This is a genomic window from Nostoc sp., from assembly GCF_036917435.1.
Taxonomy (GTDB): domain Bacteria; phylum Cyanobacteriota; class Cyanobacteriia; order Cyanobacteriales; family Nostocaceae; genus Nostoc.
This window is the reverse complement of sequence record NZ_JBALDM010000047.1, coordinates 41,315-53,453: the sequence shown is the minus strand read 5'-3', so window position 1 is coordinate 53,453 and position 12,139 is coordinate 41,315. Positions and strand designations below refer to the sequence as shown.

The 12,139-nt window shown below is 40.9% G+C and carries 11 protein-coding genes; 5 read left to right on the top strand and 6 right to left on the bottom strand.

Annotated features, from left to right (window positions below):
- Positions 1 to 213 precede the first annotated feature (213 nt).
- The 3 genes from V7K98_RS23265 to V7K98_RS23255 form a co-directional block, all read right to left on the bottom strand.
- Positions 214 to 1,338, bottom strand: a complete 1,125-nt coding sequence (locus V7K98_RS23265; protein WP_335026134.1) for a metallophosphoesterase family protein — start codon at positions 1,336 to 1,338, stop codon at positions 214 to 216.
- A gap of 192 nt (positions 1,339 to 1,530) precedes the next feature.
- Complete coding sequence (locus V7K98_RS23260; protein ID WP_335026132.1) at positions 1,531 to 1,905, bottom strand: hypothetical protein; 375 nt, start codon at positions 1,903 to 1,905, stop codon at positions 1,531 to 1,533.
- On the bottom strand, positions 1,902 to 2,234 hold the full coding sequence (locus tag V7K98_RS23255) for a DUF5674 family protein (protein WP_335026130.1): 333 nt from the start codon (positions 2,232 to 2,234) through the stop codon (positions 1,902 to 1,904). The genes V7K98_RS23260 and V7K98_RS23255 overlap by 4 nt, the downstream gene beginning before the upstream one ends.
- A 161-nt stretch (positions 2,235 to 2,395) precedes the next feature.
- Between V7K98_RS23255 and V7K98_RS23250 the strand changes: the two genes are divergently transcribed.
- Positions 2,396 to 3,268 carry an S-methyl-5'-thioadenosine phosphorylase gene (locus tag V7K98_RS23250; RefSeq protein ID WP_335026128.1) on the top strand — a complete coding sequence of 291 codons (873 nt, stop codon included), beginning with the start codon at positions 2,396 to 2,398 and terminating at the stop codon, positions 3,266 to 3,268.
- Positions 3,269 to 3,482: 214 nt separating this feature from the next.
- Here V7K98_RS23250 and V7K98_RS23245 read toward each other — a convergent pair whose 3' ends face one another.
- A complete protein-coding gene (locus tag V7K98_RS23245; protein WP_335026126.1) occupies positions 3,483 to 5,585 on the bottom strand; it encodes an O-linked N-acetylglucosamine transferase, SPINDLY family protein in 2,103 nt (700 codons plus the stop codon).
- A gap of 137 nt (positions 5,586 to 5,722) precedes the next feature.
- Positions 5,723 to 9,034: a protein DpdE gene (dpdE, locus tag V7K98_RS23240; RefSeq protein ID WP_335026124.1), complete on the bottom strand. Its 3,312-nt coding sequence runs from the start codon at positions 9,032 to 9,034 to the stop codon at positions 5,723 to 5,725.
- Between the two features lie 197 nt (positions 9,035 to 9,231).
- Between dpdE and V7K98_RS23235 the strand changes: the two genes are divergently transcribed.
- The 4 genes from V7K98_RS23235 (at position 9,232) to V7K98_RS23220 (ending at position 11,204) form a co-directional block, all read left to right on the top strand.
- Complete coding sequence (locus V7K98_RS23235; protein ID WP_094330109.1) at positions 9,232 to 9,486, top strand: RNA-binding S4 domain-containing protein; 255 nt, start codon at positions 9,232 to 9,234, stop codon at positions 9,484 to 9,486.
- Positions 9,487 to 9,534: 48 nt separating this feature from the next.
- Entirely contained in the window at positions 9,535 to 9,951 is a 417-nt protein-coding gene (gene arfB, locus V7K98_RS23230) for an alternative ribosome rescue aminoacyl-tRNA hydrolase ArfB (protein WP_335026439.1), read from the top strand.
- 183 nt (positions 9,952 to 10,134) lie between these two features.
- The gene (locus V7K98_RS23225) at positions 10,135 to 10,278 is read left to right on the top strand and encodes a hypothetical protein (RefSeq protein WP_335026122.1); all 144 of its coding nucleotides are present in this window, start codon (positions 10,135 to 10,137) and stop codon (positions 10,276 to 10,278) included.
- 749 nt (positions 10,279 to 11,027) lie between these two features.
- Positions 11,028 to 11,204 (top strand): hypothetical protein, encoded by a 177-nt coding sequence (locus V7K98_RS23220; protein WP_335026120.1) that lies wholly within the window; start codon positions 11,028 to 11,030, stop codon positions 11,202 to 11,204.
- 325 nt (positions 11,205 to 11,529) lie between these two features.
- On the opposite strand, the gene V7K98_RS23215 is transcribed toward V7K98_RS23220, so the two are convergent.
- Positions 11,530 to 12,105 (bottom strand): pyridoxamine 5'-phosphate oxidase family protein, encoded by a 576-nt coding sequence (locus tag V7K98_RS23215; protein WP_335026118.1) that lies wholly within the window; start codon positions 12,103 to 12,105, stop codon positions 11,530 to 11,532.
- Positions 12,106 to 12,139: the final 34 nt, after the last annotated feature.

The following is a 12,139-nucleotide window of genomic DNA, read 5'->3' as shown; positions in this document are numbered from 1 at the left end:
TCCCTAGTCTTAGCAGTATGGATTTTTAAGCTAAAAAATGCAATCTCTCAAAAGGCACATAGGAGTTTTAGCCAGAATACATCTTCTGGTATTTAAGAGCGATTTCTAGCCCTGCCAAAGTGATATTTTATCAGAGAATTATGACAGGAGCGATCGCTATTTAAAAAGAAACAGTTAAGAATAAACTACCAAACTTTCAGACATTCATCACTCCTAACGCAGCAAAAGTGTGCTGTTGTTATCAATTAGCGTCAGAGTTCCACTAGTAGCCATACCTGGGTTAGGCTGTGCCGATGCATTATAAGTCTCAATGTAGCGACGTACTTCTAATGGAAACTGGGGATAGTCTAATACTGCATCTCCATCGGCAATAGTTGCCCAGAAATCTCGCAAACTCGGAGCTAATTTTCTGGCCTGTGATAGTGGTAAGTTTAATGGAGAGTGAGTTAATAACTTGATTAAGAAGGGAAAAGAGCGATCGCCCATCCATTGCCGTGATGACTCTTGCAAGTCAGGAAAATCAGGTACTGATTCTACGCGATGGGATACAATTTGCAACGATTCTTTACCTTGGTTATCCCGATGAAACTCTAGCACCCGATAAGGGTGAGGATAGCTAACTAAAGAGCCAGTGGTAATATCATATACTCCATCTGAGTAAGCAATATCCTGAACGTGCAAATGCCCCGTAAATACTAGCTTGACTCCGTAGCGTCTTAGCAATTGCAATAGTTCTGCTGAATTCGCCAACATATAGCGATTTGCCAGTGGGTGGTTCGATTGATTAGGCAAATGCTCTACCACATTATGATGCACCATCACCAAAACTAATTCATCAACAGATGCCGCCAATACCTCTTCTAACCACTGTAGTTGTTTAGCATCCAAACACCCCACTTGCTCACCCTGGTCATTAAAGGAGTTAGAATTTAGTCCAATTAGCTTAACTCCAGGCAGCAAGTGACGAACATAATACATCTGCTGCGGATCTTCATAGCCAAACTTGGTGTAATAGTAGGGAAAATCAGCAAAAGCGATTGATTGGCGATCGGCCAACAGAACAGGAACGTCATGATTGCCAGGAACAACATAGACGGGAAAAGGTAACTGGGCTAAACATTGTTGTAACCAGGCGTGGTTTTCTGGTTCACCATGCTGAGTTAAATCTCCTGGTAACAATAAAAAATCTAAATCGAGTTGTGTTAGATGTTCCAGTACACTTTGAAACGCCGAAATACTAACTTCTACCAGATGAAACCGACTAGGATGATCCCAGATTGTATGGGGAAGTGCCAGGTGTAAGTCACTGACTACCGCAAAACGAAAATTGAGAGCCATTGATTTATGAAAATGTTAAAAGCAGTGGTTGAAATAAGCCTTTTCCCAAAAGTATAACCCTAACTTTCTTTCCTTGCTCAGGAGTGCATTTACTTAACATTTGTATACATTAAGTATTGATTAAAAATTATGGCAAATCATAGCCATTAATCACCAAAAATTATCGGAGATTTGATTGCTAAAATCTGTAAGTCAAGCGCTCAGTGATTCAGATTCTCTACCCGATATTTCGAGAACGCGCTTCAACCAATTTTCTGTTTGTTGAGCAGCAGATAGCTTTTCTGTAGCATCCGACCAGATTGTATCCCACTTAAACAGCCAGCGCGTCAAAACCCGAACTAAGTCAACTAACTCTGCGGCTTGATCAATGTCGTCTGCCTTTACCATATCTGGGACAATCCACTCAATAAAATACCTACTTTCTTTAACAAGTTGGATGATTGAGTCCTGATGTAACCCTTCAAGCCACAAGGTTTTAATTTGAGATAAATTTACTGCTAAGTAACCCAGACGTGTGGGGATATCGTCCTGCACAAAGCTTTGTTGCTTCAAGATAAAGTCTGTCATAAGTTAACGAAAAACTCCTTGATGATTTGAGCCATTATTTCTTTAATATTAGAGTCAAGTATCTCCATTGATCGGTTTTGACGAGGGCGAAGATTTACCATTGACTCATAAATAACTTTCCCCGTTGCAGGCATCAAACTGGCAGCCCAAATATTTTGTTGTCTACTACCCTCATTCAACAAAACTTCTTCACAGTCAGCGTGTAGCTCACCACCTCCCACTATTACCCGTCGCTCGATATCAACTGCAAGTTTGATGTAGAACTTGTGTTCTTGGAGCATTTGCTCTATTTGTTCAGGAGTAGCGCGATCGCAAATTAACAGAATCAATGGGCTTTTCTCAATTCTAAGTGTTGAGTAAAGAATAGTTTGACAAGACATCCAGAGTAAACACTTACTCAGAAATTTGCCCAAGCTAGAATCTGGCTTCTCTGCTACTCCCCTTTTCGGTAAAATAACTTAGCAGATCGGAAAGTAACAGGTTCAGAATCATGGCTCAAGCTAGTATTGGGATTATTGGTGGCAGTGGTCTGTATAAAATGGACGCACTCAAAGACGTAGAAGAGATACATATCCAAACCCCCTTTGGTTCACCATCAGATGCTTTGATTTTGGGGACATTGGATAGTACACGAGTAGCTTTTTTAGCGCGTCATGGCCGCAATCACACGCTGTTACCCTCGGAATTACCGTTTCGCGCTAACATCTATGCGATGAAGCAATTGGGAGTGCAGTATTTAATTTCAGCTAGTGCTGTGGGTTCTTTGAAGGAAGAGGCGAAACCATTAGATATGGTAGTGCCAGATCAGTTTATTGACAGAACGAAAAATCGGATTTCCACGTTTTTTGGTGAGGGAATTGTGGCTCACATTGCTTTTGGCGATCCGATTTGTAAGAACTTGGCTGTAGTATTGGCAGATGCGATCGCGTCTCTGAATTTACCAAAAGTTACCCTCCATCGCGGCGGTACTTATGTGTGCATGGAAGGGCCAGCTTTTTCTACCAAGGCGGAATCGAATCTTTACCGCAGTTGGGGTGCAACAATCATTGGTATGACGAATTTACCAGAGGCGAAGCTGGCTAGGGAAGCCGAAATTGCTTATGCAACCTTAGCGCTGGTGACAGATTATGATTGTTGGCATCCAGATCACGACAGCGTGACGGTGGAATTGGTAATTGGTAATTTGCTGCGGAATGCTGCCAATGCTCAAAAAGTGATTCAAGAAACTGTGCGGCGATTGAGTGAAAATCCACCTGCGAGTGAGGCGCATTCAGCATTGCAATATGCAATTTTGACTCAGTTAGATAAAGCACCAGCGACAACCAAGCAAAAGTTAGGGTTATTGTTGCAGAAGTATTTGTAGTAAGTAAGTGAGTCAAATTAAATATAAAACCTCACCCTGCCTCCGGCTTCCCTCTCCTTACTAAGCTGAAAATCATCTAAATTGAATAATCAAATCAAATAAAACTCTTGTGGGGTGGGCATCTTGCCCGCCCTAATTATACAAATTAAATACACATCAGCTTAACAAGAGGGATTGAGGGAGAGGTTTGATCTTATATTTTACGCCTACCTACTTATTGGTTAGCGATCGCCTGCTTGATGAATGCTTCTAAGTTTTGGGTAGGGGTGGGATTGTCAAACAGAACGTTGATGGACAGTTTGAGAGCTTCACGAATAGAGGATCGCCAATCAATATCTACCGCTAATCGCACTGCAATCTTGATATATTGCGAGGCATCATCGGCAATTGTCTCAGTTACACCCATAGCTTGCAAGAAACCATAAGAGTGTCGCCCTCGCATAAACTCACCAGGACAAGTGACAATGGGTAAATGGCAAGCGATCGCATCCAGTGTTGTGTTCCCACCCGCCCAGTCGAAGGTATCTAAATAAATGTCTGCCAAAGAAAGCAAGTCAAAGTAATCATCACGGGGTAAAACAGGCGAGAATACACAATAATTAAGACTATCTAAACCTACAGCCGCAAATACCCGTTTCAGACGTTCTTGAGAAATCCCAGAGCGAAGAAACATAAACTGAGAATTGGGAACTTGACGGGCAATTTCGGCATAAATGTAATCGTGCTGCGGTAAATATTTATAGCCAGCTTGACTAGAGATGTAGACAACAGCATCTTCTCGTAATCCAAAAAATAATCGGTTGCGGCGGATTGAGTCAACTTTAATAGCAGGATAGGAAATCCCCACACCAGGCAAACGGACAAGCTTTTCGGTGTAATGATCTTGCCCATTCACAGGTTCCATCAATTCGCTAGATAAGAAATAGTCAATGGTGGGCAATCCAGAAGTTACAGGTTGTCCCCAAGCCATACATTGAATCGGTGCTAAACGAAGTCCAGCAATACATAGTGTGGTGGCATCCATTCCTAATTCTGGAAAAATTAATACATCAAGGTTGTCATCAATAACTTGTTGACACACTTGTTCTAAATTATTCGGTAAATGATAAAACTTGGTACTACAAGACTGAAATAATTGAGTAGCAGGATCAACTTGATGCCCTATGTGATATGAATAAATTTCAAAATTTTGATTATCTGCATATTTCAGCCAGTTTAAGAATAAAACTGTTCCACTCCAGCCACACAGAAAATAGGAAAGATAGCCAATCTTAATTCGCTGATTGTTGCTAATACAAGAAATCGGGCGATCCCGAATCCATTGTGGATAATTTGCCGCCATAATTTGGTGAACTAGCTGGCCATATTGCTGCTGTAGTAATACATCATTTTTTCCCTGATATGCAAGAAAAAAGTTTGTATGATTCCTGATTCCTGTTAAAGCTTTTTTCTCTTCACCAGGGCTATTTATGGTTTGAATGAGTTTTTCTAGCCCATGCTGAAACCATGCACGGTAAGTATCAATCTCGTCAGGAGTATGATAAATTACTGGCAGCATAAGATGGCTTAACATCTTAAATATATAGTTTTCAGGAAACTTATCCGTAACCTCTTGAGCGAAGTTACGAGCTTCCAGATATTTTTGGCTTTGCTTTAGACGAATAATCAGCCAAAAATAGAGTTCTTCTGCTTGAGGACAATGGCTAATACCGTTCTGCAATGTTTCGATAGTCGCTTGCATCTGGCCAGTTTTATAAAAAATATTACTTAGCTTCAGATAATAGTCAATTTGGTACGGACAACTAGATAAATACTTGCTGTAATACGGGATAGCATTTTCAGGCAATTCACTATCTGCGAAATAGTCGCCCCATCTTTGCCAAGATTCTAACTGAGCAGCTTCATAAACAGTTTGCTGGCAAATTTCTGACAAATCACATATCGGAATTTGGGCAATTTCTGGCTGCTGGATAATACAGCCATCTTCGTTATTAATTGGAATACGAAAGTTAATAAATGATTTAATTACAGACCATTCTTGTATGCTTAACTGACCCGTAAGCCCTACATTGAGGTCTTCACAAACAACCTCTTCTAAGCTTAGTTTCAGAACAGTCTCAAAAAGTAACGAATTAGCATTATCTTGTAGCTCATCCGATAAGCTTTGGGTGTCGATTAGTAGTGTTATATCTTGTCTAGCTGGATGTGTGAAAAGAGTTCTGAGAACAGTTATCAAATCTTCTGCAATCGCTATTTCTAAATTAGACCAGTTAGGAAAAATAATAAAATTAATATCTCTTAATTCATTAATTAACATAGTGTTGCAATGACTAATGATAACTACTATATATATTTTTACAGCAATGTCATCAGTACGAAGAAAAAGATCCCCGACTTCTTTAAGAAGTCGGGGATCTAAGCCTCTCGGTTTTTACAGTTTAACCGCACATAACATCACTCAAATTGCACAAGCGATCGCCCCGATACAACAATAAAGCCGACAGAATCAAGCCTAATCTGGGGTTGGCGAATTCCTTCGAGGATGGCTGCATTTAAAGCAGTTTCTATCTGCAATTCTTCAGCTAATGCATTATCCCAACTTTGTTGGTTCAAACGCAGGCGTAATTGTTCAACTCGATTGGCTAATTTCTTCTCGGCAACTTTAGCACAACTTTGGCACAAGTCAATAAAATCTGAACGATTTGAGAGTAATTCCGAAGAAGTATTCCGCACTTGATAACAGAAATTTTGCCATTTACTAGGGTCAACAAAATCGTCAATAATTCCTAAGCGCTCTTTTGCTAAATTGTAATCTCGTCCTTGATTATTGTTTTTATCTTTATATGGACGTTGCAGAATACTTAAGAGTGCTTTATCTTCAACAACGCGGATTGGTTCTTTGCGTCCATCAACATAGATAGTTTCTATAATTGGTGGAAATAGAGCATCAACACGTCGCTGCAAGTGTTTGAATTGAGAACTATCTAGTTTGTTATCTAGTAAAACTTGTTTGGCAATTCTTAAATTTGCCTCCACTACATAATTGCACTGGAAACCGAACCACTCTTTCCCTTCTTTAGCATCCCAAGATGCATCAGTGCGCCACAAAGCAAAGGCTTCACCTCTATCATCCCAGTTAATGTAGTTCCAGAGTGCTTCAACAAATCCTTCACCAACTCGAAAAAGTTTAATACCAGGATTCTGGTTTGCCACTCTACGATTATAAGTACCAAATTGGTCTAGATAACTATCAGCAAAACGGCTTTTTAAATCATTTATGGGAACCAATGTCCGCGTTGAGGGTTGATAACGTCGCATCTCTGAAGAATCGGGGTTATTGAGTCCTCGGAATCCTAACGCCTCACAAATCCAGCCTTCAATTGCCCGTTTCATTTCTAGATGACAAGCATCATAATTATCTAGTTCTTGAAAATACTCGGTGGCAATTTCGTCGTTAGCGTCGATTTCATCTAGAGCATTTTGTTCGCTAATTTTTGCGATTTCGGTTTCAATTTGCTCTTGAATTGGCGAAATCATCTCTAACAATCCAGCAGCACCAGATTTAAACAAAGCTGTTTCTAATTCTGCAAGTTTATCATCCACATAAAATTGTAAACTCGCAATTGATTGTTGGAAAATACCAAACCCATCTTTCAATACTTGATACCAAGCGTTGTGAGGGCTATCTTCCAAATAAGGGCCAATCAAAACACAAGATTGGACTCCAATTTTGCTACCAATGCGGTCAAGTCTACCAAGTCTTTGTTCTAATTGATTCGGCGACCAAGGAAGGTCAAAATGAATTAACCAATCGGCAAATTGCAGGTTAAGCCCTTCTTCTCCAGAGCGATCGCATACTAGAATAAAGCAGTTGGGGTTATTTTTGAACCTATTTAAGCCTTCTTCAACTTTGTCGGGTGATTCTCCAAATTGATGTTTCGCTAGAGCCTCTGCACCAAAGATATTAGACAAATACCGGACAATTTCGCCACAAGTCTGCACAAAACTCGTAAATACAATAAATTTGGGCAGAATATCGCCAGAAATTGGTCTGCGAATTCTCTGCTGTATCCTCGTCAGGAATTCGTTTTGATTCTTCCGAATGTTGGCGGGAATTTTGTAGTATGTACCTAGCTGATTCAGCAGCACTGTTTTTAAATTCTCCGTCCGTTCTCCATCCTCTTGGGGTTGACGAATAGTTTTTAGGATGGATTGCAGAATCTCTTCTTCCCCTGAAAATTTAGGGGTTGTAGTTAAGATGCGAATATCATCTTCTTTAAACTCCTGGGTGAGTTTAGCATGAGGCTTACCAGTTAAGCGATCGCTAATTACCTGCTCTAAAATCCCTAACCAAGTACCAGCAGCTAGGAATAACACCAGAAAAATTTGCTGATATGGCAATTCATGGGGAGCAACACTACGCCACTGATTGAGTAGTTCGTGGATATCAGGCGATCGCTCGTCTAGATCGTACTCTTCTTTGGGCGTAAAGTTGCGGTCAAAGATCACATCTTCCACTGCCGCGCGACGGTTGCGAAGCATTCGGCGGTGTAGTCGATAGATATCGCTGACGTGGGTGCGAATTGCTTGAACGATTTGATCTTGCTCGGTAGAATTTGCTTGTAAACAATTTTCTAAATCATCCGCCAACTTCAATAAATACTCATCTTCAGCTAAGAGGGTTCGTAGTTGCTGCAAGTTGCTTTTGAGTACAGCAGGTTCAGCCCCTTCTTTAAAAGAAAGCAGAAGTCTACCAATTTCCTGACGGCTTTCAACTTTGGCGCGAAAACCTGCTAAATCACCAATTTTATAGGTTGTTGGGTCGAGCAGGTGCAACATGGCGAGAAAATCTTGCTCATGATTGAGAACAGGAGTAGCTGATAATAAAAGTAAGCGATCGCTCTTATGAGCAAGTTCTTTGCAAGTCTGAAAACGCTGGCGCACTGTCGCATCCTTGGAAGTCGCCATTGCTGCGATATGATGAGCTTCATCTAAAATTAAGCAGCCTATCCTCGCTTTCAGGTTGATTTTATGGATATCTTCAACCGCCAGCACCGCTACCCGTTTGCCAAAATGGGAGATATAAAATTTGTTTTCTAACTCAGTCCGCCATTGTTTTAGCAAATATTGCGGAACTAATACCACCGCTCCTTTTTTCGGCTCATCCAAGAGGAATTGACGGAGAATCGCACCCGCTTCGATAGTTTTTCCGAGTCCAACCTCGTCTGCTAGCAAGTAGCGCTGAATTGGGTCTTCCAGCACCCGCCTAACAACTTCAACTTGGTGAGGATAAAGATTAATATTTGCCGAAATCAATCCCGTCATCCCGCGACTAACAGCGCGTTGCTTAATCAAGGATTTGACGAAAGCCAATCTTTTATCGTGGAAGTAGGGCGTTTCATGACCCTTCATCGCCAGAGTTTCGATGGGGTCTGTGTTTGGCAGATTACAACGAACGTAAATGTCTTCTTCAGTAGCGATCGCAGTTTTCTTATCTGGTAAATCAATTTGATACATTTCTGTATCTTCATCCCAAATGAAAACTCTGCCAACTATCCATTTATCCTGAGTTTGGTACTTAATATAGCATCGAGCCTGGGGTTCAAGCCTGACCTCAGAGAGCGAACTTAAAGGTAAAGTTTTTTGAAGACGTTGCCCTATTGAGCAGAAATACTCAACATTTGCATTGGCATCAGATATTTCTGTAACTTTTCCGATACCCAAAGAGTTATTCTGGGACTGTACTAATAAACCGAGCTTAATCATAGATCCAGTCCCCTGAACACACTAAAAGAACTTTCCAGACTAGTTTGTTCACCTAAATATCTGGAAATTTTGTAGATCAACATTATAGATAATAAACTGGCATTACAGTTTTTGTTATAGCGATGCCTACGAGACGCTAAAAGCCAACGAATATTCGCTAACGCCGATAGAATTAAGATCGTGTACCTTTATTGACTATGAAGAAAATCCGAGACAACACAATTAAGTTAAATCAATATTTAAAGTTGATGGGTATAGTGCCAACTGGAGGACAAGCCAAGCTAATGATTCAAGGTGGCGATGTCCAAGTAAACGGGATGCTGGAAACCCGACGAGGGCGGCGACTAGTACCGGGTGATAAAGTGACAATAGAAGGAAAAACTTTAGAGGTGAATTTGGATAACAATGAAGACCAACACTTAGTGATAGATTTTCCTGAACAAACTGAGTAAGGGATTTTTATCCCAAATTGAAAAGTTTCTTTTTTGTCTTCTGAATTAATGCTGCAAATTTCCAATAAAGTTATCATCCCACAGAGTGAGATTGAAATTAGTGCAATTCGTTCGCAAGGAGCAGGAGGCCAAAATGTCAATAAGGTTTCCACGGCAATTCACTTGCGCTTCGATATTGTCGCTTCATCATTACCGGATTATTATAAAGAACAGCTTTTAAAGCTGAACGATCGACGCATCACTCAGGATGGAGTTGTTGTAATTAAAGCGCAAGAACACCGAAGCCAAGAAAACAATCGGGAGTCAGCTTTGAAACGACTTCAAGAACTAATTCAAAGCGCAGTTGTAGTAACCATAAAGCGCAAACCTACGAAACCAACTCGCAGTTCTCAAAGAAAGCGTCTTGACTACAAAACCAAGCGCGGACACGTTAAGTCTAACAGAGGGGAAGTGACAGATGATTAAAGTAATTCGTAATTAAATAATGCAACTGGGATTTATATCATGTTCGCTTGATTACTTATTAAACCCGAAGAACCCCACCCCGCCTGCGGCAACGGTGTACACACAAGTCTGAAAAACTTCATCCACCAAAGATTTGCGGTGAAGCATTGCTGCAGGAGGGTTTCCCTCCACAGGCGACTGCTGTTGTCACCCGTTCGCGTAGCGAATCGACGGCGTGACAAAGCTAAATTGTTGCAATCATGGCGATACCTGCGGCGGGCTACGCCAACGCATTGGGAGCATCCCAATTTGGCAAAATACACAGAACTGACGCAAAAACCCTTTTAAATCCTCTTCCCTTTGTGTCCTTTGTGTCCTTTGCGGTTCGTTTTTATCCTCCGGGGTAAGTCAAAATTCCGTATGTAAATTAACCTTACACATTTGGGATGCTCCCAACCCATTTGTTATTTCGGCGTACCCATTTGTTATTTCGGCGTACCCATTTGTTATTTCGGCGTACCCATTTGTTATTTCGGCGTACCCATTTGTTATTTCGGCATACGCATTTGTTATTTCGGCGTACCCATTTGTTATTTCGGCATACTTATTTGTTATTTCGGCATACTCATTTGTTATTTCGGCATACTCATTTGTTATTTCGGCATACTCATTTGTTATTTCGGCATACTCATTTGTTATTTCGGCATACGCATTTGTTATTTCGGCATACGCATTTGTTATTTCGGCGTGTCCATAACGCGCCCTACGAAACTACTAGAAGAGTTGAAACCTATACTGGTCAACTTGTGTGTACACCGTAGCCGCCTGCGGGGAGGCGTTCGGGGTGGGGTGCAATGACTGTGGTAATTATAAGTAGGTAGGCGAACTTGATATTAGACCCAGCGAAAAAACTTACTGCTTGTTAGAATTGGGTAGTTAAACCGCCGAAATTTTTTAATTTATAAATTAGATTTTGGTATCCAATTTGGTTGCAAAATCTTACCAGAGAACCAAGACTAATTCTTTCTATTGACTGTGGTCAAGTGCATGGCTTAGTTGGTTAACTTGAGAACAGCAACTATTAAAGGTGAAAAAAGATGAATAAGACATTACTAACGATTTTGATGTTTGCCCTGTTACTCTTATTCATCATTTCTCCCTTTGCAGCCCTTGCTAGTTTAATGTTGATACTGTTAGTTTCGGCGTTTTTATCTTTACTAGGAAACTTGTTCCAAGTAATAATTGGTGGTGATACCAACCCAAAAGGGTCATAAAAGCATAATTCCAAATGAAGATTTCCAGATTGCTTGATAAAACATTGGCCGGAGAAAAGGCTCATGTTTTTGTGTGAGTGGACAAATACAGCAGATTGCAACAGGCGTGAGGTACAGATCATCGTAGGGGCACAACATGTTGTGCCCCTACCCGTGTAAGCTGTCGTGCATTTAATTTGCACAGCTAGGGCGGGCAAGATGCCCACCCCACAAGAGATTCATTTTTTTGAGGATGCAAATTAAAGTATTTTCAGCTTACTTCATTTACCCGCAATACGCTGTATAACAATCCATACAGCAGTTTTATTTTGGATGAAGTATGAAGCTACGGGTTTTGAGGCAATTTAGAGGATAATTTACTTAGGGGTGTCGCTAAACCGTCAATACTGACAAGATTTTTCTTCTCTTGAAATTCTCTAACTCCCTCTTCGCCTTTTTTGCTAGCCCAGTTTACTAAAGTCTGGCGCTCACCTCGATATTCATAGAGTGGTACGCCAAAACCGCAGGAAGTCTGTATTTTTTCAATGTCGGCGACGATAATTTGACGAGTTCCAGGCATCGGCACAAACAAAGAATATAGAGAGTCCCAATCTGGAGAACTCGGTAAAATCGTGTTTCCTTGACCGTAAAGACGCAGGATACGCGCGGGTTCTTCAAAAGCGCAAAACATGAAGGTTATCCGCCCATTTTCTTGTAAATGGGCTGAGGTTTCGTTACCACTGCCTGTAAGGTCTAAGTAACCTACTCGGCTGGGTGAGAGAACGCGAAAGCATCCTAAACCTTTAGGAGATAGGTTAACATGACCTGTAGGACTCAAGGGTGCAGAGCCAACAAAGAAAAGATGTTGGGCTGCAATAAACTCTTGCTGTTCGTCAGTAATACAGTCAAAAACTTTAGACATAGACTGTCTGATTTATATTTGGAAATTCATCATC

What these genes read in the sequence shown, in the direction of transcription:
- V7K98_RS23245 (WP_335026126.1), bottom strand. Translation starts at nt 5,585, where the DNA reads ATGTTAATTAATGAATTAAGAGATATTAATTTTATTATTTTTCCTAAC.
- V7K98_RS23265 (WP_335026134.1), bottom strand. Translation starts at nt 1,338, where the DNA reads ATGGCTCTCAATTTTCGTTTTGCGGTAGTCAGTGACTTACACCTGGCA.
- V7K98_RS23260 (WP_335026132.1), bottom strand. Translation starts at nt 1,905, where the DNA reads ATGACAGACTTTATCTTGAAGCAACAAAGCTTTGTGCAGGACGATATC.
- V7K98_RS23215 (WP_335026118.1), bottom strand. Translation starts at nt 12,105, where the DNA reads ATGTCTAAAGTTTTTGACTGTATTACTGACGAACAGCAAGAGTTTATT.
- dpdE (WP_335026124.1), bottom strand. Translation starts at nt 9,034, where the DNA reads ATGATTAAGCTCGGTTTATTAGTACAGTCCCAGAATAACTCTTTGGGT.
- V7K98_RS23250 (WP_335026128.1), top strand. Translation starts at nt 2,396, where the DNA reads ATGGCTCAAGCTAGTATTGGGATTATTGGTGGCAGTGGTCTGTATAAA.
- V7K98_RS23235 (WP_094330109.1), top strand. Translation starts at nt 9,232, where the DNA reads ATGAAGAAAATCCGAGACAACACAATTAAGTTAAATCAATATTTAAAG.
- arfB (WP_335026439.1), top strand. Translation starts at nt 9,535, where the DNA reads ATGCTGCAAATTTCCAATAAAGTTATCATCCCACAGAGTGAGATTGAA.
- V7K98_RS23220 (WP_335026120.1), top strand. Translation starts at nt 11,028, where the DNA reads ATGAATAAGACATTACTAACGATTTTGATGTTTGCCCTGTTACTCTTA.